Source organism: Massilia pseudoviolaceinigra (assembly GCF_030846505.1).
GTDB lineage: Bacteria > Pseudomonadota > Gammaproteobacteria > Burkholderiales > Burkholderiaceae_D > Telluria_A > Telluria_A violaceinigra.
The window spans coordinates 72,238-94,104 of sequence record NZ_JAVCWL010000004.1; the positions used below are offsets into that span (position 1 = coordinate 72,238).

20 protein-coding genes are annotated in these 21,867 nt (G+C 65.7%); 10 read left to right on the forward strand and 10 right to left on the reverse strand.

Annotation, left to right across the window (positions count from 1 at the left end; translation table 11 throughout):
- The first annotated feature begins 57 nt into the window (after window positions 1–57).
- The 5 genes from RBA40_RS05200 to RBA40_RS05220 are packed head-to-tail and all read left to right on the forward strand — an operon-like array spanning window position 58 to window position 4,787.
- Window positions 58–1,056 (forward strand): ATP-grasp domain-containing protein, encoded by a 999-nt coding sequence (locus RBA40_RS05200; RefSeq protein WP_306646515.1) that lies wholly within the window; start codon window positions 58–60, stop codon window positions 1,054–1,056.
- Complete coding sequence (locus tag RBA40_RS05205) at window positions 1,053–1,937, forward strand: SDH family Clp fold serine proteinase (protein WP_306646517.1); 885 nt, start codon at window positions 1,053–1,055, stop codon at window positions 1,935–1,937. The genes RBA40_RS05200 and RBA40_RS05205 overlap by 4 nt, the downstream gene beginning before the upstream one ends.
- Window positions 1,934–2,455 (forward strand): MauE/DoxX family redox-associated membrane protein, encoded by a 522-nt coding sequence (locus RBA40_RS05210; RefSeq protein WP_306646518.1) that lies wholly within the window; start codon window positions 1,934–1,936, stop codon window positions 2,453–2,455. Before RBA40_RS05205 ends, RBA40_RS05210 begins: the two co-directional genes overlap by 4 nt.
- On the forward strand, window positions 2,452–3,021 hold the full coding sequence (locus RBA40_RS05215) for a TlpA family protein disulfide reductase (protein ID WP_306646520.1): 570 nt from the start codon (window positions 2,452–2,454) through the stop codon (window positions 3,019–3,021). Before RBA40_RS05210 ends, RBA40_RS05215 begins: the two co-directional genes overlap by 4 nt.
- Complete coding sequence (locus tag RBA40_RS05220; protein WP_306646521.1) at window positions 3,018–4,787, forward strand: ABC transporter ATP-binding protein; 1,770 nt, start codon at window positions 3,018–3,020, stop codon at window positions 4,785–4,787. The genes RBA40_RS05215 and RBA40_RS05220 overlap by 4 nt, the downstream gene beginning before the upstream one ends.
- On the opposite strand, the gene RBA40_RS05225 is transcribed toward RBA40_RS05220, so the two are convergent.
- The 4 genes from RBA40_RS05225 to RBA40_RS05240 form a co-directional block, all read right to left on the reverse strand.
- Window positions 4,784–6,394 (reverse strand): alkaline phosphatase D family protein, encoded by a 1,611-nt coding sequence (locus RBA40_RS05225; RefSeq protein WP_306646522.1) that lies wholly within the window; start codon window positions 6,392–6,394, stop codon window positions 4,784–4,786. The two genes, RBA40_RS05220 and RBA40_RS05225, sit on opposite strands and share 4 nt — an antisense overlap.
- Before the next feature lie 72 nt (window positions 6,395–6,466).
- The gene (locus RBA40_RS05230; RefSeq protein WP_306646523.1) at window positions 6,467–7,030 is read right to left on the reverse strand and encodes a cysteine hydrolase family protein; all 564 of its coding nucleotides are present in this window, start codon (window positions 7,028–7,030) and stop codon (window positions 6,467–6,469) included.
- 89 nt (window positions 7,031–7,119) lie between these two features.
- The gene (locus RBA40_RS05235; protein WP_306646525.1) at window positions 7,120–8,307 is read right to left on the reverse strand and encodes a tetratricopeptide repeat protein; all 1,188 of its coding nucleotides are present in this window, start codon (window positions 8,305–8,307) and stop codon (window positions 7,120–7,122) included.
- A gap of 51 nt (window positions 8,308–8,358) precedes the next feature.
- On the reverse strand, window positions 8,359–9,222 hold the full coding sequence (locus RBA40_RS05240) for an HDOD domain-containing protein (protein WP_306646526.1): 864 nt from the start codon (window positions 9,220–9,222) through the stop codon (window positions 8,359–8,361).
- Between the two features lie 201 nt (window positions 9,223–9,423).
- Here RBA40_RS05240 and RBA40_RS05245 point away from each other — a divergent pair, with 201 nt between their 5' ends.
- Window positions 9,424–9,996 carry a DNA-3-methyladenine glycosylase gene (locus tag RBA40_RS05245; RefSeq protein WP_306646528.1) on the forward strand — a complete coding sequence of 191 codons (573 nt, stop codon included), beginning with the start codon at window positions 9,424–9,426 and terminating at the stop codon, window positions 9,994–9,996.
- A gap of 12 nt (window positions 9,997–10,008) precedes the next feature.
- Here RBA40_RS05245 and RBA40_RS05250 read toward each other — a convergent pair whose 3' ends face one another.
- Window positions 10,009–11,724 carry a methyl-accepting chemotaxis protein gene (locus tag RBA40_RS05250; RefSeq protein WP_306646530.1) on the reverse strand — a complete coding sequence of 572 codons (1,716 nt, stop codon included), beginning with the start codon at window positions 11,722–11,724 and terminating at the stop codon, window positions 10,009–10,011.
- Window positions 11,725–11,782: 58 nt separating this feature from the next.
- The gene (locus tag RBA40_RS05255; RefSeq protein WP_306646532.1) at window positions 11,783–12,238 is read right to left on the reverse strand and encodes a cache domain-containing protein; all 456 of its coding nucleotides are present in this window, start codon (window positions 12,236–12,238) and stop codon (window positions 11,783–11,785) included.
- A gap of 241 nt (window positions 12,239–12,479) precedes the next feature.
- On the opposite strand from RBA40_RS05255, the gene RBA40_RS05260 reads away from it, so the two are divergent.
- The 3 genes from RBA40_RS05260 to RBA40_RS05270 all read left to right on the forward strand — a co-directional run bounded on the left by RBA40_RS05260 (window position 12,480) and on the right by RBA40_RS05270 (window position 16,618).
- On the forward strand, window positions 12,480–13,880 hold the full coding sequence (locus tag RBA40_RS05260) for a KamA family radical SAM protein (RefSeq protein ID WP_306646533.1): 1,401 nt from the start codon (window positions 12,480–12,482) through the stop codon (window positions 13,878–13,880).
- 14 nt (window positions 13,881–13,894) lie between these two features.
- Window positions 13,895–15,181, forward strand: coding sequence for an MFS transporter (locus RBA40_RS05265; RefSeq protein WP_306646535.1), 1,287 nt, complete (start codon window positions 13,895–13,897; stop codon window positions 15,179–15,181).
- A gap of 72 nt (window positions 15,182–15,253) precedes the next feature.
- Window positions 15,254–16,618, forward strand: coding sequence for a PQQ-dependent sugar dehydrogenase (locus tag RBA40_RS05270; RefSeq protein WP_306646537.1), 1,365 nt, complete (start codon window positions 15,254–15,256; stop codon window positions 16,616–16,618).
- Between the two features lie 116 nt (window positions 16,619–16,734).
- Here RBA40_RS05270 and RBA40_RS05275 read toward each other — a convergent pair whose 3' ends face one another.
- The 4 genes from RBA40_RS05275 to RBA40_RS05290 are packed head-to-tail and all read right to left on the reverse strand — an operon-like array spanning window position 16,735 to window position 20,882.
- Window positions 16,735–17,067, reverse strand: coding sequence for a hypothetical protein (locus RBA40_RS05275; RefSeq protein WP_306646538.1), 333 nt, complete (start codon window positions 17,065–17,067; stop codon window positions 16,735–16,737).
- Window position 17,068: 1 nt separating this feature from the next.
- Window positions 17,069–19,573, reverse strand: a complete 2,505-nt coding sequence (gene ctaD / locus RBA40_RS05280) for a cytochrome c oxidase subunit I (protein ID WP_306646540.1) — start codon at window positions 19,571–19,573, stop codon at window positions 17,069–17,071.
- On the reverse strand, window positions 19,570–20,511 hold the full coding sequence (locus tag RBA40_RS05285; RefSeq protein WP_306646542.1) for a cytochrome c oxidase subunit II: 942 nt from the start codon (window positions 20,509–20,511) through the stop codon (window positions 19,570–19,572). Before RBA40_RS05285 ends, ctaD begins: the two co-directional genes overlap by 4 nt.
- Window positions 20,508–20,882: a c-type cytochrome gene (locus RBA40_RS05290; protein WP_306646543.1), complete on the reverse strand. Its 375-nt coding sequence runs from the start codon at window positions 20,880–20,882 to the stop codon at window positions 20,508–20,510. The genes RBA40_RS05285 and RBA40_RS05290 overlap by 4 nt, the downstream gene beginning before the upstream one ends.
- Before the next feature lie 94 nt (window positions 20,883–20,976).
- Here RBA40_RS05290 and RBA40_RS05295 point away from each other — a divergent pair, with 94 nt between their 5' ends.
- A complete protein-coding gene (locus tag RBA40_RS05295; protein ID WP_306646545.1) occupies window positions 20,977–21,825 on the forward strand; it encodes a c-type cytochrome in 849 nt (282 codons plus the stop codon).
- The last annotated feature ends 42 nt before the right edge of the window (window positions 21,826–21,867 follow it).

The following is a 21,867-nucleotide window of genomic DNA, read 5'->3' on the forward strand; positions in this document are numbered from 1 at the left end:
GCCCAGCCCTGCCCCCTGCGGGCAGGGCTGTTTCCGTGGACCTCTTCAAAGTGGCATATGCCGAAAAAGGTTTTAATTGTCAGTAATAGCTCGGACCTGCACGTCGACCTGCTCATTCCCATTTTGCAGGCCAAGGGATATGCGGCCTTCCGCCTCGATCTGGACGCCTTCCCGCGCGATTACCAGACGTCCCAATGGTTTGCCGCCGGCTCCCTGCGCCAGTCGATACGCCACCTGCCGTCGGGCGTGACGCTCGATCTGGCCGACGTGGGTGCGGTCTGGAGCCGCAAGCCGGCCGAATTCTCCTTTCTCAGTCCCGACCTCGGCATCCAGGAGCGCATCTACGCGAAGGGGGAAACCGAGCAGGCCCTGTTCGGCATGTTCTACACGCTCGACTGCTTCTGGATGAGCCATCCGCTGGCCCTGCGCGGCGCCATGTGGAAGGGCGAGCAATTGCAGCGCGCCGCGCGCATGGGGTTTCGCATTCCCGCCTCGCTGACGACCAATTCGCCGGCCGAGGTCAAAGCCTTCCGCGCCAGTTTTGACGGCCCCATGATTTTCAAGGCCCTGTCCAGTCCCAACCTCGGCGGCGAAGACCTGGCCGACGGCGAGCGCGTCGCATCCGGCATCGGCACCACGCTGGTCGACGATGCCATGCTTGAACAGCTCGAATCGGTCGGCGAACTGGCCTGCCATTTTCAGCAGTACATCCCCAAGCAATACGAACTGCGCGTGACGATCATCGGCGAGCGCGTGTTCTCCGCCAAGATTCATTCGCAGGACGACCAACGCACCGCCATCGATTCGCGCGATATGTCGGCCGATATCCTGTACGAGGCGACCATCTTGCCGGATGCGGTGCGCGAGCGCTGTCTGGCGTTCGCGCGCAGCTACGACCTGCCTTACAGCGCGCTGGACCTGATCGTCACGCCCGACCAGGACTACGTTTTTCTCGAAAATAATCCCGTCGGCCAGTTTCTCTATGTCGAGCAGTTGATTCCCGAATTCGCGATGCTCGACGCCCTGGCCGACCGACTCATTCAGGAGTGCGCATGACCCAGCCGGCCCGCTTTCCCGTGCGTGACCACATCAAGGAGATCGAATCGCTGCGCACCAGCCGCGTGCTGGTGTTCGCGGCGTCGAATCTGGACTTGGAGATCCTGCCTGCCTTGTATGAACAGTGCCGCGCCATCGGTCGCGTGCCGCGCCTGGACGTGGTGCTGCAGTGCCGCGGCGGCATCGTCAACGCAGCGCGCCGCATTGCCCTGCTGCTGCGCCAGTTCACGGACCACCTGGGCATCATCGTGCCCTATCACTGCGAGTCCTCGGCCACCATCCTGGCGCTGGCGGCCGACGAAATCATCGCCGGCGACCTGGCCATGTTCTCGCCGATCGATCCGCACCTGCATGGCGGCACCGGGGACGACAGCGCCGCTTCCTCGTTCTCGTGCCAGGACATCAAGATGTTCGGCGCCATGGGCGAGGAATGGTTTGGGGTCAGCTCCGACGAGGCGCGCCTGCAGTCGCTGGGCCTTCTGTGCAACAGCATCTTCCCGCCGACCCTCACCGCGTTCTACCGCACCACGCAGGAAGTCATGCAGATCGGCGAAGAGCTGCTGCGCTTCCAGCTGCCCGACAAAACCGAGACGTTCCGTCGGGACGTCATCAAGGAACTGATGTTCGGCTACTACTCGCATAACTATGCGCTGACCCGCGAGGAGCTTGCAAAACTCGGCTTGACGATCCGGCGCGATCCGGAAGTGGAGGAACGCGCCTGGGCGATCTCGCGCGCGCTGCAAGCGCTGGTCGGCGGCGGGCTGCGCGAATCGGCCGAGGCGCCGTGGAACGATGTGCTGCTGGCCACACGCGACGGCGGCATGCTGCGCGAGCACCGCAGCGGCGGCTTTTTGCCGCGCTGGAGCCAGAGAGCCGTATGAGCGCCGCGCCCTACCTCGCGGAGATCATCCGCTTCTTCACCGCCTTTTTGCTCGCTTGCGCCGCCCTCGGCAAATTACGCACGCTGGCCGCTTTCGCACATAACCTGTCCGACTCCTTCGGCCTGCCCCGGCAGGCGGCAACGATCCTGGCGCCCGCGGTGGTCGCGGCCGAAGCGCTGCTCGCCACCCTCATTCTCGCCGGCGGCGGCATCGGGCGCGCGGGGATGGCCGGCGCCCTGGTGCTGTTCGTGCTGGTGACGGCGCTGGTGGGCTATCGCTACGTGGTCGAAGGCAGCGTCAAATGCAGCTGCTTCGGCGAGAGCGAACGGCCGGTCTCCGGCTACGATTTGCTGCGCAACGGCTTGATCATCGCCAGCATCGGCGCCGGCCTTGCCCTTTCCGGCGATGCGGCTTTCGGCAAGAAAGAGAGCGTGCTGGCCGCCGCGCTGGCACTCATCGGCACGATCGGCGCCATCGGCTTTCACGATCTGGCCCGCGCCATGCAGCGGAGCACATGATGGACAGCGACGTCCTGGCTCTCATCCTGCTGCTGCTGGCCCTGAGCGTGGCGCTGAACCTCAAGCTGTCGCTGCATCTGTCGAAAGTCGTCCATAGCCTGAGCGCGGCCGCCAGGGCGGCGTCGATGCTGCCGGTGGGCGAACCGGTTCCCGCCTTCACCGGCAAGCCGCTGGCCGGTGGCGCGCCGCTTACGGTTGGCGGCGACGGCCAGCCGGCGGTCTTGCTGTTCCTGTCCAGCGCCTGCCCCAAATGCCGCCAGAAGCTGCCCGGCATCGAGCGCCTGGCGCCGCTGGCGCGCGACGCCGGTGTGGCGATCTGGCTGGTCAGCCTGGAACCGGCATGGCGCCTGCGCCGCTTCCTGCAGGCGAGCTCGCTGGCTGGCAGCACCTTGCGCGTGGCCGCCACCGACTACGAGATGCTCAATCCCGTGATGTCGTCGCCGTCGTATCTGTTCATCAGCCAGGCCGGCACTCTGGACGCGCGCGGCATGATCGGCGACGACGACTGGCGCAGTTTTTCCGAACAGATGGACGAGGTACGCATCGCCAGCGAGGCAAGCGCGTGAGCCGGCCGTCGCCCCACCTCGACCGCCTGCGTCTTTTGCGCCCCTTTGCCGCGCGCCTGTGCGCCGGGATTGTGTGCATGGCCGTCACGGTGCTGATCCAGCTGGCTTATCCCAAGGCGCTGTCGTACTTCATCGATAACATCAATGTGCAGAAGGACATGGCCTGGTTCAGCTCACTGGCGCTGATCATGCTGGCCGTGCTCGCGATCCAGGCCGTGGCGGCCACCGCGCGCTATTACATTTTCGAGTCGACCGGCTACATGATCGTCACGCGCATCCGGCGCCAGTTGTACGCGGCGCTGATCAACCAGCCGATCCGCTTCTTCGACAAGCACCATGTCGGCGAACTGAATAACCGCCTCACGGCCGATGTCGAAGTCCTGCACGACACCCTGACCATGGGAATGGCGGTGTCGCTGCGCTGCCTGTGCGTGTTCATCGGCGGGGTGGTGATGCTGCTGACGATTTCGCCGGCGCTGTGCCTGATGCTGGTGTTCTTTCTGCCGGCCACCCTCATCATCGGCAAAATGACGGGCAAGGTATACCGCAAGCGCGCGCGCCTGATGCAGGATGGGCAGGCTGCATGCGGCAAGGTCGCGCACGAACATTTTTCCAACATCCGCCTGGTGCACGCCTTCAGCCAGCAGCGCACCGCGCGCGCCCGTTATGCCGGCGCCACCGAACGCGCGCTGTCGCTGTCGGTGTCGAGCAGCGCGCTGTTTGCGCTGTTTCGGGGCGGCTCGTCCTTCCTCGTATACCTGGCGCTGCTGGGCACCTTGTGGTTCGGCGCGCGCCTGATCGGCCAGGGCGTGCTGTCGGTGGGGGACCTGACCGCCTTCATCCTGTACGCCAGCATGGTGACGGAAGCGGCCGGCGCCATCGGTGAATTCTGGAACGCGTGGATGCGGACCATCGGCGCCACCGAGTGGATTTTCGAGGTCATCAACTCGGACCGCGCACCGGAGACGGCGGCGCAAGCGGAAACACACAGCGCGGTGCTCTTGCAGGGCAATCTGGCCTTTAACGATGTGGTGTTCTCGTATCCCGAGCGGCCCGACGCGCAAGCGCTCAAAGGCATCGGTTTTTCGATCGCCGCCGGCGAAACCATTGCGCTGGTGGGCGCGTCCGGCGCCGGCAAATCGACCATCGCGAGCCTGATCCTGGGCTTTTACCAGCCCGACAGCGGCAGCATCGCCTTCGATGGCATCGAGGCGGGCGCCATGCCGCTGGCCGGCATCCGCAGCAAGCTCGCGATCGTGGAGCAGGAGCCGTCGCTCTTTTCAGGCAGTATTTTTGAGAATATCGCGTTTGCGGTCGCCGAACGCGACGTGACGCTGGACGAGGTGAAGGCAGCGGCGGCGTTGGCCTTCGCCCACGATTTCATCAGCGGCTTCCCCGACGGCTACGATACCGTGGTCGGCGAGCGCGGCGCACAACTGTCGGGCGGGCAGAAACAGCGCATCGCGATTGCGCGCGCCCTGTTGCGCGATCCGCGCATCCTGATTCTCGACGAAGCGACCAGCGCGCTCGATTCGGCCAGCGAACTGCAGGTCCAGCGCGCCCTCGACACGCTAATGGAAGGGCGCACCACGATCATCATCGCGCACCGCTTTTCCACCATCGTCAAGGCCGACCGCATCCTGGTGCTCGATCAGGGCCGGCTGGCACAGCAGGGCACGCACGCGCAGCTGGTGGCCCAGCAGGATGGCTTGTATTTCCACCTGATGCGCCACCAGCTCGCGCGCGCGCAGCCAGTGGCGGCTTAAATGCCGGCCGCCGGCAGGGTTTTGCTGAACTGCGTCACGCCGTTCAGGTCCAGCAGTTCGACCTTCATCGCTTTCGACTGCGGGTCGATATTGACTTCGCCGAAGAACTGGTAGCCGGCGAACGGCGACGCATTCTGGACTGGCGGCGATTTGGAAAACACTTCGGTCGGGCCGAATGTCGTATCGAGTTTGCCCGGGCCGAAGGCGCCGGCATTCATCGGGCCGGCCACGAACTCCCAGAACGGCGCAAAGTCGGTGAAATGCGCCTTGGCCGGATCGTAGTAATGGGCCGCGCAGTAATGCACGTCGGTCGTGATCCAGACCACGTTCGGCACCGCCTTGATGCCCTTGAGCAGGCGCGCCATTTCCAGCTCGCGTCCCGACGCCGGGCCGCTCACGCCATTGGCCACTGCTTCCCACATCGCCACGCCCTTGGCGTCCTTGCCGTCGGCTACCTCCAGCCCGATCGGCATGTCCGACGCAATGACCTTCCAGGTGGCCTTCGAGGCAGTCAGTTCGGCGATCAGCCAGTCCACCTGCGCCGAGCCCAGAAGCGCCGAGCTGGCGTTTTCCTCGGTCTGCAGGTTGGTGCTGTTGGGACCACGGTAGCTGCGCATGTCGATCACGAACACGTCCAGCAGCGGGCCGTACGAAATGCTGCGGTAGATGCGCTGGGGTTCGGCCTGTTTGTAATAGCGCATCGGCGCGTATTCCAGGAACGCGCGGCGGCCCCGTTCGGCCAGGGTGGCGACGTTCTTTTCCTTGTAGCGCGCGTCGGCCGAGAGGTTCTTGGCGCCGCTGTAGTTGTTGGTGACCTCGTGGTCGTCCCACTGCCAGATCTGCGGCACCTGCGCGGCGAATTTGCGAAAGTTCAGGTCCAGCGTGTTGTACGCATGGCGCCCGCGGAATTCCTTGAGCGTTTCGGCGACCTTGCTCACTTCCTCGGTGACCAGGCTTTTCCAGATCTGGCCGTTTTCGGCCTTCGTTTCGGCCGCGATCGGGCCGTCCGCGTAGACGGTATCGCCATTGTGGATGAAGAAATCCGGATCGCGCTTGCGCATCGATTCGTACATGCGCACGCCGCCGAAGTCGGGGTTGATGCCCCAGCCCTGGCCGGCCTGGTCGCCGCTCCAGTGAAAGCGGATAGCGCGCTTGCCGTCGGCCTGCGGCATGGTGCGGAACTGGCCCGCCACCGCTTCGCTCTCGATGCGGCCATTGGCCGGGTCGATGTACTTGACGCGCACGAACACGGTCTGGCCGGCGGGCAGGCCGGACAAGTCGACGCGCGAAGTGAAGTCGGTGGCTTCGGTGGCGTACGGGCCGACAATGCGGCTGGCGTTGGTGAAGCGTTCGCTCGTATCGTATTCGACGATCATTTGCGCGTTGCGGTCGCTGCGGCTCCAGATGACGGCGCGCTCGCCGGTCACGTCGCCGAACTGGATTCCGGAGGGCAGCTTGGGCCGTTCGGCGTCGCTCGGGATCACGGAAGGGGCGGGCGAATCCGAACCGCCGCAGGCCGAGAGCAGCAGCGAACCATTGAGCGCCGTGCCGCCGGCGAGGATGCCGCCGCGCGTGAGAAAACCGCGGCGTGAAAGTGTTGAGGTCATGAAGGCTCCAGTGAACGATGGCTGGAAGTCTAGAGCCTGTTTATGACCTATTGATGAATTGGCGGGGAATCGTCACATGCCAGTGAGGGCGCGCAGCACGCTGGCGCTGTCGCTGATGGTGGCGTATTCGCCGTTCAGGTTGGCCAGCGCCATCGCGTGCACCTCGTCGGCGCTGCGCGCCTGGCCGGCGTAGTCGGTGCAGGCGAAGGCGAAGCAGGCGTCGGCCACCACGGTGGTGTGAAATCCCAGGTTGCCGGCGCTGCGTGCGCTACCTTCGACCGAATTGTTGGTGCTCACACCCGCCATGACGATGCGGCCGATGCCGCGCACCCGCAGCCAGCGTTCGAGCGTGGAATGGATAAAGGCGTCGGGTACGTTTTTCTCGACCACGTGTTCGGATGGCAGGGGCGCGAGCGCATCCTGGAATTGCACGCCGGCCTGGCCGGGCCAGAACAGGCTGCCCGGCGTGCGCGAGATATGGCGCACGTGGACCACCGGCGCGTCGGCGGCGCGCCAGGCTGCCAGCAGGCGCGCGGTGCGCTCCGCGGCATCGGGGTTGTTACGCTGGCCCGCGGCCGGATTGGCCATGGCTTTTTGCATGTCGATGATGATCAGGGCGGGCAGGTCGCTGCGCATGGAGGCTCGCTAAGAATGGACGAACACCGATTATAGGCCGGCGCTCGCCGGGCGCGCCAGCTGCGACTTCTACGTACAGGAAGCGGCGCTCAGTAAGCGCGCTGGCGGTTGCCGATCTGGGAGCGCAGGAAGGCCAGTTTGGCCGAATAGCGCTCGGTGGCCGCGCGCGTGGTGCTGTTGTCGAGCGCCAGCGCCAGTTCGTCGCGCGCCGCGCTGCCTTCGCCCAGGCGCCAGTGCGCGATCGCCAGCCAGAAGTGGAACTCGTGGTTGAAGGGCGCGCGCCGCACTTCCTTGTGCAGCAGGTCGCGCGCCTCGCCATAGCGCGCCTCTTGCATGGCCTTCATCGCCAGGTGGAAGTAGTGGAAGGGCGGGGTCGGTTCGAGCGCGGCCAGGCGCGCCGCCAGCACCTTCGATTCCTCGGCCTTGCCCAGTGTCGACAGCACCGGCACGAGGTTGTGCATGGCGATCGTGCTTTCCGGTTCCAGGGTCAGGGCGGCCTTGAACGCGCGTTCGGCCAGCGCAACGTCGCCATGGCGCTGGTAGATCACGCCCAGCGTGTTGTATGGGGTGGCGAAGGTGGGCAGGTGCGTTACCGCCGCGCGCGCCCACCAGTAGGCTTCGTCGAGGCGCTTCTCGGACAGCGCCTCGGCCGCGCGGTTATTCATGAACATCGCTTCGATCATGCGCTCCTCGATCGTGTGCGTGTTGTAGCGCGCGCTGTCTTCGGGCGGCAAAAAGTCGATGGTCAGCATGCGTTCGTCGGCGGCCACGCCGCGCGCCTGCGCCGTGCGGCGCTTGCCCATGGAGAGGTTGACGTGGGTGCTGGCGAAATACAGGCCGGCGTTGCGGCTCCAGACTTCCTCGGTCATCACGTCCTGGTACTGCACCTCCAGTCCCAGGTGCTTGGCGAAAGCGGCCGTCATCAGCACCAGCGACAGGCAGTTGCCCATGCGCGCGTCGAACGTTTCGGCGGCGTTGCGGGTGACGCTGGCGTCGTATTCGAGTTTCAGTTCGCCCTTGGTGTAGAGCGCCTCGACCAGGCCGCGCTCCGGTCCCAGCTTGCGCATCACGGTGGTAAATTCCGGACTCTCGATGTAGGCGCGCATGGCGGGACTGAGCACGAACAGCTGTTCCGGGCCGACCGCGGCCGGCGGCAGCGCGAACGAGGCATCGCTGAACACCGCCGGCAGCGGCAGCGGGGCCGGCACGCGCAGGCCTGCGCAGCCACTGCCCAGCAAGGAAAGGGTACAGATGACCAAGCTGGCAAGTCGTTTCATCGTCGCCTCCTGAAGTCTGGCTTTCAGTATCGTCGCCGCGCGCACGAAAGTCTAGTGCTCGCCGTGGAAGGAATCGTGCAGTTCGTCGAGCAGGTCGGTGATGTCGTCGTCCGACAGGCCCAGGTAGGCGCTGGCGCGTGCGCCGCCCTTGTCCCATTCGAGCGAGCCGCCGTGGCCCTGGTACTGCTGGATGGCGCTTTCGGCCAGCAGCGACAGCGCCACCAGGGCGCGCACGGCGTCGTCGGTGGCTTCGTCTTCGAGCACGCTGTAGTCCTGGTGGTGCAGGATGGCCCAGACTACCTCGCTCGACAGGCCCCAGTTGCGCGCCAGCAGGCAGCCGATGGCGGCGTGGTTGGTGCTGTGGCGTTCATCTTCGAGCGCGGTGAAGGGTCGTACGGGGTCGTTGGCGGCGTCGGCGAAGGTGGCGGCGTAGCCGGGAAAGCGCTGCATCAGCAGCGGCACGCCGGTGTCGCAAAACAGGCCGAAGGTATGGGCCACGTCGGCTTCGCCGATGCCCAGGCGGCGCGACAGGTAGACCATGGCCTGGGCGCGCCGGGTCGACAGGTCCCAGAAGCTGGCCAGCGAGGCGTGGTCGGCGCCGATGGTGCGGCGCGCCAGCAGGCCGGTCATCAGGGCGGCCACCTGGTTGATTCCAAGAAACAAAATCGCTTGCTCGATCGACTTGGCCTTGCGCTTGCCGCCGTAGAAGGAGGAATTGGCCAGCTTGAGCAGTGCCCCGGACATGCCCACGTCGCTGGCGATGATGCGCCCGATGGTGGCCGGCGACGGGTCTTCCGACATCAGTTCGCGCTGCAGATCGGCCAGCAGGCTCGGACGCGGCGGAATCCGGATCGACTTGATCAGGGCGTCGACCGGGTCGTCGGAGGAGGTGGCTAGGGCGGCTGGGTTGCTCATATGATATCGAAGATTAATTTCCGTGTGGAATCTCTTGCAATGGATCACTATAAACCAGTCTGCCTGGCTGCGGCTGATCTTGTCGCATTCAAAAAAGAATCTTTCTTCAGTGTTGGGGCACCGTCACACCGGACGGATCTGTTTGGTGCCCGGCCGCACATTGCGCGCCAGTTTGGCAAGGTAATATTGTTTCTTATGAAAATGCAGACAAAGACACAGTTGGCGGGTATCGATTTTCATGCGCCGTCGCAGGAGGTGGCGCGCCAGCTCATCGGCGTGGTGCTGCTGGTCGATGGCGTGGGCGGGCGCATCGTCGAAACCGAGGCTTACGACCGCGACGACCCGGCCTCGCACAGCTTTTCCGGCCCGAGCGAACGCAATCTGGCCATGTTCGGTCCGCCCGGGCATGCCTATGTGTACCGCTCCTACGGAATTCACTGGTGCCTCAACTTCGTCTGCCGTGACCATGGCCATGGCGCCGGGGTACTGATCCGCGCGCTCGAGCCTTTGGCGGGCATCGACGTGATGCGCGAGCGGCGCGCTCTGGACGATGTGCGCCTGTTGTGTTCCGGACCCGGCAAGCTATGCCAGGCGCTGGGCGTGACGCGCGCCCACAACGCGCTGGCGCTGGATGCGCCGCCGTTCGCCCTTAGCGCACCGGGCGATCCGGTCGTGGTGGTGGCCGGGCCGCGGATCGGCATTTCCAAGGCCATGGACGTGCCCTGGCGCTTCGGCCTGGCCGGCTCGCGCTTCGTGAGCAAGCCGTTCCGCTGAGCCGGGCCAACGTCAGAGTGCGCGCCGTCCGGCCGCCTCGCGCGCCGCCGACGACAGTCCGCGCGCACCCACCGCCCGCATCTTGCTCGACGCCGCGCGCCGCTCGGCCGGTTCGCGGTAGTCGGCATCCGGGTCGCCATGCAGGTCGGCCTGCTCGAAGTCCTGCTCCTCGTCTTCCGGATCGGCATCGATCTGGAAGATCGATACCGCCCGCGACAGGTTCACCGTCTGCTCGTGCAGGCTCTCGGCCGCGGCCGCGGCTTGCTCCACCAGCGCCGCGTTCTGCTGGGTCATGGAATCCATCTGGCCGACCGCCATATTGACTTCGGCAATGCCTTCGGCCTGCTCGGAGCTGGCCAGGCTGATGCGCTCGATGATCTCGTTAACCTGCTTGACCGAGGCGACGATATTGCCCATGCTGCTGCCCGCTTCATTGACCGAGGCGCTGCCGCCGTCGATGATGGCGACCGAGGCCGCGATCAGGGTCTTGATTTCCTTGGCTGCCGCCGCCGAGCGCTGCGCCAGGGTGCGCACCTCGGCCGCCACCACGGCAAAGCCGCGGCCCTGCTCGCCGGCGCGCGCCGCTTCCACCGCCGCGTTCAGCGCCAATATATTGGTCTGGAACGAAATACCGTCGATCACGCCGATGATGTCGACGATCTTGCCCGAGCTGGCCTTGATCTGGGCCATGGTCGTCACCGCCCGTTCGACCGCTTGCCCGCCGCTCGCGGCCAGGGTGGCGGCGCTGGACGCCAGATCGTTGGCGCGGCGCGCATTACTGGCGTTTTCCTTCACCGCCAGGGTCAGCGTTTCCATCGCGCTGGCGGTCTGTTCCAGCGAGCCGGCCTGCATTTCGGTGCGGCTCGACAGGTCCAGGTTACCGGTGGCGATTTCCTTCGAGGCTGTGTCGATCGAGTGTACCGAGGTCAGCACCGTGCGCAAGGTCTGGTTCAGGTTGGCGATGGTGTGGTCCAGCGCGCGCGAGGTGTCGGCGATTTCATCGCGGCCGCGGTTCGGCGTGCCCACCGTCAGGCGCCCCTCGGCCAGGTCGCCCACCACCCCGGCAATGGCGCGGATGTCGGCCAGCATGCCGCGCCGCACCAGCATCGTGGCCAGCAGCGACAGGCCGATCGAGAGCAGCACCAGGGCCGCCATCGCCCCCACCAGCGAACGGAATTCTTCGCGCGCCTCGGCGTAGGCGTGCTCGGCCCGGGTCTTTTCCAGGGTCGCCAGCTGGCCCAGGCTGGCGCTGAGGGTAACGAATTCCTTTTCGGCCTTTTGCATCGAGTTGGTGGCGATCGACTGGTCCATCTGCGCCATTTCGATGGTTTCCAGCACACCCTTGCGGTAGGCCGCCAGCGTGACGCCGGACGCCTCGATCAGCTTTTTCTCGGATGGCTCGGCCATCTGCCCCAGCGCCGTCAGCTGGTCGGCGATGGCGCGGTGCTTCTTGCCGATGTCGGCGGTCAGCGCATCGACGCGCGACTGGGCGAAGCTGCCGTTGATCCAGGCCAGCAATTGATAGATATTGGCGTGCGCATGCTTGGCGTCGCCGGCGACGTCGGCCGCGGCTTTCTGGCGCGTGGCGTGCACCTGCACCATTTTTTCCAGGGAAGCATTCTGGCGCACCATGCCGTACCAGGCTCCCGCGGCCACCAGCATCAGCAAAATCAGCACCAGAGCGGGGGCCAGCAGCAGCTTGGGCCCAATACGCAGTTTGTTCAGCATGCCTTACTCCCGATAGTACGTTGCGCGGACGGCAGATGCCGCCCGCTTTCCAAGTGCATCAATTCTTGTAAATGCCCGCTTCCAGCACCACATCGTCGACCCGCTGGATGTAGGTGGTTTTCGGCTCGATCTTGCCGTTGGTGGGGTTCTTGTACTGGTAGTCGACCCAGCCCTTGCCCTTCGACTGGCCCAGGTTGATGATTTCACGGCGATATTTCTTGCCGCTCGCATCGGGCACGTCGGTCAGGTCCTTGCCCACGATCGATGGGTTGATCGGGTGGGCCAGCACGATGCCGGTCTGCAGGTCGCGCATGTCGATGTACAGCTCGCCCTGGACGAAATCCTTGTCCTTGGCGTTGATGCGTTTGACCATTTCTTCCTTGCCCTTGGATTTGATCAGCGCAACGCCGCGCTCGACCATGGCAATCGCGTCTTTTTCGGTGGGTTCGGCGGCGCAGGCGGCGCCGGCGGCAAAGGTGAAGCACAGGGCGGTGGCGGTCAGCAGCAATTTCATGGCAGATCCTTTCAGGAATGGAGGGCTGTTGCTTAGGTGCATTGCGTAATCTACGCCCCCGCTCCCGGCGCCGATTGCGCAATGTCAAGGCCGAGGCGAAGGATGCGCGCACGCCACACTCCAGGCCGTTTGTGCGGGCACAAGAACAACGTTGCTTCGTCATATTGATGTAGGGCAATTTGATTCTTGAAGGCAAGCATATGATGATTTTCTGCCTTCCCACCCTGTTCAGGAGCCCGTCGTGACCGATCTTTCGTCCCCCAAATTCAAGCCCTACACCCGCCAGTCGATCGCCAATGCGCGTCAGTGGCAATTCATGTCGCCCGAGCTGCAGGAAGCGGTGGAAGTGGTCTCGCGGGTGCTGCCGTTTCGCACCAATGAATATGTGATGGACCAGTTGATCGACTGGAGCAATATTCCGGACGATCCGATCTACCGCCTGGTGTTTCCGCACCGCGACATGCTGCAGCCCCAGGAATACGCCCGGCTGCGCGAGCTGGTGCTGTACAAGAAGGATGAAACGGCCATCAACCAGCTGGTGCACACGATCCGGATGCGCATGAATCCCCATCCGGCCGGGCAGATGACCCACAACGTGCCGCGCGTGAACGACGCTCCGTTGCGCGGCCTGCAGCACAAGTACAAGGAAACGGTGCTGTTCTTCCCCAGCGCCGGCCAGACCTGCCACGCCTACTGCACTTTCTGCTTCCGCTGGCCGCAATTCGTCGGCATGGACGACATGAAGTTCGATGCGCGCGAGACGACCGAACTGGTTGCCTATCTGGCCACCCATCCGGATGTGACCGACGTGCTCATCACGGGGGGCGACCCGATGATCATGAATACCCGTTCGCTGGCCGGCTTCCTCGAATCGCTGCTGGTACCCGAGCTGGCGCACATCCAGAACATCCGCATCGGCACCAAGGCGGTGGCGTACTGGCCGCAGCGTTTCGTCACCGACCGCGATGCCGACGACCTGATGCGCCTGTTCGAGAAAGTGGTCGCCTCCGGCAAGAACCTGGCCATCATGGGCCACTACAGCCACGCCGTCGAACTGCGCAACGAGATGGCGCAAAAGGCGGTCAAACGGATCGTCTCGACCGGCGCCACCCTGCGCATGCAAGGCCCGCTGATCCGCCACATCAACGAAGACCCCGCCAGCTGGGCCGAGCTGTGGACCACCGGCGTGCGCCTGGGCGCGATTCCCTACTATATGTTTGTCGAACGCGACACCGGCCCCAGCGAGTATTTTTCCCTGCCGCTGGCGCGCGCCCATGACATCTTCCAGTCGGCTTACCAGATGGTGTCGGGCCTGTCGCGCACGGTGCGCGGCCCATCCATGAGCGCCTTCCCCGGCAAGGTCGTGATCGATGGCGTGGTCACCATCAATGGCGAAAAACTGTTCGCCCTGCAATTTTTGCAGGCGCGTAATCCGGACTGGGTGCGCAAGCCCTTCTTCGCCAAGTTCGACGAGAAGGCAACCTGGATGGACCACCTGGTGCCGGCCTTCGGCAAGAGCAAATTCTTCTTTGAAAGCGAGGACGATGGCGCCGTGCATGCGCCGACCGGCAAGGTCATTCCGATCACGACGGCGCAGCGGGCCGGCGCGGGCGGCTGCAGCAAACAGACTGACGCCGCCTGAGGCCGGGGAGAAGCATGATGGGAGGCGCGCAGCAGCACAAGGGATTGTCCGGTCTGGCCATTTTTTTCTCCGTGTTCCTGCCGTTTGCGCTGGGGCATTACCTGTCCTCGCTGCTGCGTACCGTCAACGCCGTGCTGGCGCCCAACCTGGTGCAATCGCTCTCGCTCACCTCCGGGCAGCTGGGGCTGCTCACCAGTGCCTTTTTCTTTTCCTTCGCGCTGGTGCAGCTGCCGGTCGGCATCGCGCTCGACCGCTACGGACCGCGCAAGGTGCAACTGGTGCTGATGCTGCTGGCCGGCAGCGGCGCCCTCATGTTCGCCCATGGCAACAGCTTTGCGGAACTGGTGGTGGCGCGCGCCGTCATCGGTTTCGGGCTGGGCGGCTGCTTCATGTCGGCCGTCAAGTCGATTTCCGGCTGGATCGCACCGGACCGCTTGCCGTCGGTACACGGCTACCTGATCGCGGTGGGCGGGCTGGGCGCGGCCTCGGCCACCCTGCCGGTGCGCCTGGCGCTGCAGTTCACCGACTGGCGCGGCCTGTTCATCCTGCTCGGCGCGCTGGCCGCCTGCGTTGGCTTGCTGATCTGGCTGGTGACCCCGCGCGCCGCCGCCGCCGCGCCCAAGACGCCGGCGCCGACCTTGCAATCGATCCTCGATGTCTACCGCGATCCGGCGTTTCGCAAGACCATTTCGCTCATGCTCATTCCGCATGCCGTGTTCTTCGGTCTGCAGGGCTTGTGGATAGGGCGCTGGCTGTCCGACGTGGCGCATTTTTCCGACGCCGCCGTGGCGTACCTGCTGTACCTGAGCATGGCCGCCGTCATTTTCGGCGCCATCGCGGTCGGCATGCTGACCGAGTGGGCCGGACGGCGCGGCGTCAAGTTGCTCGACGTGGCGGCGGCCGGCATCGGCCTGTTCCTGCTGGTGCAGATCGGCATCGTGCTCAATTTCAAACCGAGCTTCCAGACGCTCTCGGTACTGTTTACCCTGATCGGCACCATTACCGGCATCGAGTATGCGATCGTGGCCCAGAGCATGCCCGCCGCCCTGACCGGGCGCGCCGCTACCTGCCTCAACTTGCTGATCTTCATCGGCGCCTTCCTGGTGCAGGCCGGCTTTGGCCAGGTGCTGGGCTTGTGGCAAGCCAATGTGCTGCACCAGTATCCGGTCAGCGCCTACCAGGCTGCGTTCGGCATTCTGGTGCTGCTGCAGTTGCCGGGGCTGGTGCTGTACGTGCGGCGGCGCGGACGTGCACCGGCCACGGCAGCCGTGCAGGCACAGGCGGAGGGCGCGGTGGCGTAACGGGCGAGCCGGCTTGGATGATTCGTCTAGAATCCCCGGGACCGCTTTCCGTCCAATCCAAGGAGATTTCCCATGCGCGACCATCCGTCCGTTCGCCTGCTCGCAGGCTGCATGCTGCTGGGCCTTGCGGCCTGCGGCGAAAAGTCCATCCTGCCGGCCAGCGATGGCGTCGGCCCGGCGCCAGTCATTCCCGCGCCGAACAAGACCCTCATTCCGACTGTCAATATCGCGCCCGCCAAGGGCTGGCCCGCGGGCGTGGTCCCGCGCGCCGCGCCCGGCTTTGCCGTCAAGGCCCTGGTCAGCGGCCTGGACCACCCGCGCTGGCTGTACGTGCTGCCCAATGGCGACGTGCTGGTGGCCGAAACCAATGCGCCGCCCAAGCCTGAAGATGGCAAGGGCATCAAGGGTTTCGTGATGAAGAAGGTGATGGCCAAGGCTGGCGCCGGCGTGCCCAGCGCCAACCGCATCACCCTGCTGCGCGACGCCGATGGCGACGGCGTGGCCGACATGCGCACCGAATTTTTGAAGGGTCTCAATTCGCCGTTCGGCATGGCGCTGGTGGGCGATGTGCTGTACATCGCCAATGCCGACGCCATCGTGAAGTTCCCCTACCGCAGCGGCGAGACGGCGATCAGTGCCGCGCCCGAAACGGTGGCCGCCCTGCCGGGCGGGCCGATCAATCATCACTGGACCAAGAACATCATCGCCAGCAAGGATGGCAGCAAGCTGTACGCGACCGTCGGCTCCAACAGCAATGTGGCCGAGAACGGCATGGAGAACGAGGTCAACCGCGCCGCGATCCTGGAAGTCGACCTGGCCAGCAAGGCCACGCGCCTGTTCGCCTCTGGTCTGCGCAATCCGAACGGCATGGGCTGGCAGCCGCAGAGCGGCGCCCTGTGGACGGTGGTCAATGAACGCGACGAGCTGGGCAGCGACCTGGTGCCCGATTACCTGACTTCGGTGAAGGATGGCGGGTTTTACGGCTGGCCATACAGCTACTACGGCAAGCACGTCGACGAGCGGGTCAAGCCGCCCAAGCCGGAGCTGGTGGCCAAGGCCATCATGCCCGACTACGCGCTGGGCAGCCACGTGGCGCCGCTGGGCATGGTGTTTTATGAAGCCAGTTTGTTCCCGGCGCAGTACGCGGGTGGCGCGTTCATCGGCCAGCATGGCTCGTGGAACCGCGAACCGCTGAGCGGCTATAACGTGGTGTTCGTGCCTTTCGACAAAGGTATGCCGAAAGGGAAACCGATCGAGATCCTGACCGGCTTTGTGAACGAGGACGGCGACGCCTACGGCCGTCCCGTTGGCGTGGCGGTCGACAAGGCCGGCGCGCTGCTGGTGGCCGATGATGTGGGTAATGTGGTTTGGCGGGTGACGCCGACGGCGCCAGCGCCCGTAAGCGCGCCCGCCGCGGTTCCAGCGGTGACCAACTAGCCGCAAAACCGTCTTTCCCGCGAAGGCGGGAATCCAATTTCGTACCGCAGCCACGGGCGGCTCAATGAGCTTGGATTCCCACCGAGTGTCGCCTTAGCGCTGGAACGACGTGCAGCTTAGCCGCAACCATCCAGCATCAACGCCGGCAAACTGGTCCACGCCACCCCGGCAACGGCCAGCACGGCACTGCCAGCGCTGGCCCAGTCCAGCAGGCGCGTCGCCTCCGACGCATTGGCCAGCACATGGCGCGCGCGCCACGCCAGCCACAAACACACTCCCAGCGCCAGCGCCGACGCCATCCCCACCACCCACCGGCGCGGCGCCTCGCCGTCAATCATGCCGGGCGCGCACAGCGCCGCCACCCACACATAGCAAAAGAAAAAATGCAGCGCCCACACCAGCAGCGGTGCGCAGGCGTGCAGGAGTTTGCTGAAAAGGTGTTCGCGCATATCAGTCCATCAGCCATGGCACGAGGTGGATCGCCGCCGCCGCCGCGATGCCCTGCATGCTGGTGTAGTGCCACATCAGCGCTGTGTTATCCAAAGTCGCCCGGCTGGCGCTGGTGAGGTGGCCGCGCCAGGCGCGCGCGCACAAATACAGCGCCGCCAATACCAGCACGATCACATGCAGCCCCTGGTAAGCGAGCAGGGTCGCCACCGTCGCGCTCCAGGCTTGCGCCGTGGGTTCGAGTCCGGCCAGGCGCTGGCCGTTGAAGTCGCAGGCAAAAGCGGCCAGCATGCACACCAGCGCCGCCAGCACCAGGGGCGTGAGGCGGCGGCGCTGCACCGCGCGGCTGGCCAGCCAGAACAGGGCCGAACTGGCCAGCAGCAGGGCGATGGAAAGTAGCGGCCAAAGCGGCGCGGCCAGCGCGGCCTGCGGCGGCGGGCACACGGTCAGGCGCATCGAGATGTGGATGTAGGCGAACACGAAGGACGCGAAAATGGTCGCATCGACCACCAGCATGATCAGGGTGGCCCACCACGAGTGCGAGGCCGTGCCGCGTGCGCCCACCGGCAGGGTCAGGTCGTCGGCGACCTTGGCGTGCGCCAGCGGCGGCGGGCGGTCCGACTGCCACAGCCACGCCACGATGCCGACAATGGCCGCGATGCCGCAAGCCCAGGCGGTCCAGGTCAGCTTGACCGTCAGCAGCAGGAAGAAGCCCGCGGTGCCGGCGGCGGCAATCAGTGGCCACCAGCTGTCTCCGGGCAGGATCATCAGATAGCGCGGCACGGCGCCCAGCGCGCTGGTGGCAATCGTTTCGCGCCGTCCGCTGACGGTGCCGGGCAGGTAATGCTGGCCCGCCTCGACCTCGCGCGCGAGCGTCGGCTGCTCCCACAGCGGATCGGCCGAGGTAATGCGCGCGATGCTGCGGTTGCCATAGTCTTCCGACGGCAGCCATTCGAGCGTGGCCGCGTTCCACGGGTTGCCGATGTCTTTTGCGGGCAGGCGCAGCGTGCGCGCCAGGTCGAACAGGAACAGCAGCACCCCGAAGGCAAACACGAAGGCGCCCACGGAAGAGAGCAGGTTCAGACCATCCCAGCCCATCTCGCTGCTGTAGGTGTAGACGCGGCGCGGCATGCCGAGCAGGCCGCTGATATGCATCGGGAAGAAGGCCACGTTGAAGCCGCCGAACATCAAGCCGAATACCCAGCGTGCCAGGCGCTCCGAGAGCTGGTTGCCGTTGATAAGCGGGATCCAGTAATACAGCGCCGCGAACACCGGAAACAGCATGCCGCCAATGAGCACGTAGTGCAGGTGGGCGACGATGAAATGGGTGTCGTGCACCTGCCAGTCGAACGGCAGCACGGCGACCATCACGCCGGTGAGCCCGCCGAGGACAAAAATGAACATGAAGCCGAGCAGGAACAGCGCCGGCGCCGACATGGTCACGCGCCCGCGCCACATGGTGGCGATCCAGGCGAATACCTGGATCGCGGTCGGCACCGCGACGGCCATGCTGGCGGCCGACACGAAGCTCATTTTCAGCACGCCCAGGCCGGCCGTGAACATGTGGTGGGCCCACAGCGCAAAGCTGAAAAAGCCCACCGCCACCAGCGCCACGATGATCGCGCGCCGTCCCACCAGCGGTACGCCGGCAATCGTCGGGATCATGGTCGAGACCATGCCGGCGGCCGGCAGGAAGATGATGTACACCTCGGGATGGCCGAAGAACCAGAACAGGTGCTGCCACAGGATCGGGTCGCCGCCACGGTCGGCGATGAAGAATGGCCAGTCGTAGGCGCGTTCGAGTTCGAGCAGCGCCGTGCCGGCGATGATCGCCGGGAAGGCAAACACGATCATCACGCCCACCACCAGCATGGCCCAGGCGTACACCGGCATGCGGCCCAGCGTCATGCCGGGCGCGCGCGTAAACAAAATGCCGACGATCAGTTCAATCGCGCCGGCGATGGCCGAAATTTCGATGAAGCCGATTCCGAGCAGCCAGAAATCGGCGTTCAGCCCGGGCGAATACGCCTTGCCCGTCAGCGGCGGATACATGAACCAGCCGCCGTCGGGCGCCAGGCCCACGAACAGGGTGCAGAAGAATGCCAGGCCGCCGATGGCGTAAGCCCAGAAGGCGTAGGCCGACAGGCGCGGGAATGGCAGGTCGCGCGCGCCCAGCATGTTGGGCAGCAGGTAGACGGCGATGGCTTCGACCACGGGAATGGCGAACAGGAACATCATCACCGTGCCGTGCATGGTGAACACCTGGTTGTAGGTCGAGGCGCTCAGAAACGTGTTTTCGGGGACCGCGAGCTGCATGCGCATCAGCAGGCCAAGCACGCCGGCCAGCAGGAAAAACAGCAGCGAGGTGCCGATGTACAGCAGCCCGATATTAGTGTTGTTGACGGTGGTCAGATAGCGCCAGCCGCGCGGCGTCTTCCATGCCGCTTCAAGCCGTTCGAGTTCGCCGGGAGGACGCGGCAGGGTGTTGGGAAGTGCGCTACTGGTCATTTGAGCTGCTCAAGATAGGCGGCCAGCGCGCTCAAGGTGTCGCCGTCCATGCTGGCCGGCGGCATGCGCGCGCCCGGCTTGATGCTTTGCGGGTCGGCGATCCAGCCGGCCAGGGTGCCGCGATGCGTGCGCAACGTGCCGGCGGCGATGTGCAGGCGAGCGCCGACGTGGGTCAGGTCCGGCCCCAGACTCGTTACCTCGCTCACGCCGCGAATCGTGTGGCAGGCCACGCAGCGCTGGTCGATGAAGGCTTGCCGTCCGCGTGCAAGGATGGTCCCACCGGCGCTTTCCGATGGCGTGGCGGCCGGCCTGGCCTCGCGCGCCAGCCACGCGGCGTAATCGGCCGGGGTGTGGGCAACGACATGCAGCGCCATGCGCGCGTGCTGTTCCCCGCAGTATTCGGCGCACTGGCCGCGGTACACGCCGGGTTGGTCCGCCTGCAGGGTCAGGCCGGTGACGCGCCCGGGCACCATGTCCATCTTGCCGCCCAGCGCGGGCACCCACAGGCTGTGAATGACGTCGCTGGCGGTCAGGCCCAGGTACACCGGACGCCCGGTTGGAATATGGATTTCATTGGCGCTGACGATATCCGGCCCGCCGCCGGGGTCGGGGTAGCGCACTTCCCACCACCACATGTTGGCGCTGACCGCCACCCGCGTTGCGTGCTGCGAGGTCTGGGCCGCCATCTGGCCGCTGCGCCAGGTGCTCCACGCCAGCAGCACGGTGAGCACCGTCACCGGAAAGGCCACCCCGGCGCCGGCGATCCAGAACATCGGCCGCACCGTGCGCGCGCGCCGCCCCAGCCCCAGGGCGGTGAGCCCCATCACCAGCGCGAACACCAGCGCGCCGCCGCCGAACAGCACCCAGGCGAACTGGCTGATGATGGCCGCGTCCGGGCCGGCCGGGTGCAGCACGGATTGCAGTGAAATCCCGCTCATCGCAAGGTGTAAAGGTAGGCCGCCATGTGGCGCGCTTCGGCCCTGGACACGCCGATGCCGGGCATCATGGTGCCGGGCTTCATGGCGGGCGGATCGACCAGCCAGTCGGCCAGCGGCCCTGGCAAATTGGGAATGCGCCCGGCGATGTAGCTGCGCCGGCCGAATTTGTCGAGAGGGGGACCGGCGGTGCCGGTGGCCGCGCCCACGCCGGGGATGGCGTGGCAGGAGCCGCACTGGTACTGCTCCATCAGGCGCTTGCCCAGGGTGGCGTCGCCGCCGGTCACGGGCACGGGTTCGGCGCGGTTGTCGCAGCCGGCCAGCGCGGCGCACAGCACGGCCGCCACGGCGATCTGGAAGGGGAACACGCGCACGTTACGATCCTGCGAAAGCGACTTGGATCGATATAATACAAGAAATCATTGATGGCTTTTTTCCAACAGAACGCGCCCCTGGCGGTGCCCGACCATGCCTTCCAACCGCGTCCGCCTCATCCTCAAGACCGCTGCCGCAACCCTCGCCTGCGCCGCGCTGGCCGCTGCCGCCGGAACGGCGCTCGTGCTCAAAAGCGGCTGGTACAACGTGGCCTCGACCGACCAGCACTTCCAGTTCGTCCACACGCTGTTAGAACAGGGCATGCGCGACTCGGTGCGCTTTCACGCGCGCGGCGTGGCGGTGCCGAAGCTCGACGCCGCGCGCATCGCCCAGGGCGCGCTGCTGTACCGCGACCACTGCGTGCAGTGCCACGGCGCGCCGGGCGTGGCGCAACAGGACTTCGGCAAGAGCATGCAGCCGGTGCCCGGGCCGCTGGTCGATGCGGCGCGCCGCTGGCAGGCGGCGGAACTGTACTGGATCACCAAGAACGGCATCAAGATGAGCGGCATGCCGGCCTGGGAATTTCATCTGGCCGATGACGATATCTGGTCGGTGGTGGCCTTCATGGTCAAGCTGCCGGAACTGGCGCCGCCCGCGTACGCCGCCATGACCGCGTCGTCCGCGTCGGCGCCGGTGGCGAGTGCGGCGCCGGCGCGCTGGCCGGGCAACCCTGCGCGCGGACGCATCGCGCTGACCCAGTACGCCTGCAACGCCTGTCACGTGGTGCCTGGCGTGACCGGTCCCGAGACCTATGTCGGGCGGCCGCTGGGCGGCCTTGGCAAGCGCCGCTTCATCGCCGGCCATCTGCCCAACACGCAGGAAAACCTGGTGCGGTGGATCCGCGATCCGCACGCCATCGATCCGCTCACCGCCATGCCGGTGCAGGACGTGAGCGAGGCCGACGCGGTCGACATCAGCGCCTATCTCCTGACCCTGCGCTGATACGCATTGCCGGCCTGCGCTACAATCGCGGGCGACTTTGCG

Bases quoted from the DNA above. Each gene is read 5' to 3' on its own strand.
- RBA40_RS05265 (WP_306646535.1), top strand. From the start codon at position 13,895: ATGATGGGAGGCGCGCAGCAGCACAAGGGATTGTCCGGTCTGGCCATT.
- RBA40_RS05225 (WP_306646522.1), bottom strand. From the start codon at position 6,394: ATGACCTCAACACTTTCACGCCGCGGTTTTCTCACGCGCGGCGGCATC.
- RBA40_RS05240 (WP_306646526.1), bottom strand. From the start codon at position 9,222: ATGAGCAACCCAGCCGCCCTAGCCACCTCCTCCGACGACCCGGTCGAC.
- RBA40_RS05210 (WP_306646518.1), top strand. From the start codon at position 1,934: ATGAGCGCCGCGCCCTACCTCGCGGAGATCATCCGCTTCTTCACCGCC.
- RBA40_RS05235 (WP_306646525.1), bottom strand. From the start codon at position 8,307: ATGAAACGACTTGCCAGCTTGGTCATCTGTACCCTTTCCTTGCTGGGC.
- RBA40_RS05285 (WP_306646542.1), bottom strand. From the start codon at position 20,511: ATGAGCGGGATTTCACTGCAATCCGTGCTGCACCCGGCCGGCCCGGAC.
- RBA40_RS05205 (WP_306646517.1), top strand. From the start codon at position 1,053: ATGACCCAGCCGGCCCGCTTTCCCGTGCGTGACCACATCAAGGAGATC.
- RBA40_RS05255 (WP_306646532.1), bottom strand. From the start codon at position 12,238: ATGAAATTGCTGCTGACCGCCACCGCCCTGTGCTTCACCTTTGCCGCC.
- RBA40_RS05295 (WP_306646545.1), top strand. From the start codon at position 20,977: ATGCCTTCCAACCGCGTCCGCCTCATCCTCAAGACCGCTGCCGCAACC.
- RBA40_RS05200 (WP_306646515.1), top strand. From the start codon at position 58: ATGCCGAAAAAGGTTTTAATTGTCAGTAATAGCTCGGACCTGCACGTC.
- RBA40_RS05245 (WP_306646528.1), top strand. From the start codon at position 9,424: ATGCAGACAAAGACACAGTTGGCGGGTATCGATTTTCATGCGCCGTCG.
- RBA40_RS05250 (WP_306646530.1), bottom strand. From the start codon at position 11,724: ATGCTGAACAAACTGCGTATTGGGCCCAAGCTGCTGCTGGCCCCCGCT.
- ctaD (WP_306646540.1), bottom strand. From the start codon at position 19,573: ATGACCAGTAGCGCACTTCCCAACACCCTGCCGCGTCCTCCCGGCGAA.
- RBA40_RS05230 (WP_306646523.1), bottom strand. From the start codon at position 7,030: ATGCGCAGCGACCTGCCCGCCCTGATCATCATCGACATGCAAAAAGCC.
- RBA40_RS05215 (WP_306646520.1), top strand. From the start codon at position 2,452: ATGATGGACAGCGACGTCCTGGCTCTCATCCTGCTGCTGCTGGCCCTG.
- RBA40_RS05270 (WP_306646537.1), top strand. From the start codon at position 15,254: ATGCGCGACCATCCGTCCGTTCGCCTGCTCGCAGGCTGCATGCTGCTG.
- RBA40_RS05275 (WP_306646538.1), bottom strand. From the start codon at position 17,067: ATGCGCGAACACCTTTTCAGCAAACTCCTGCACGCCTGCGCACCGCTG.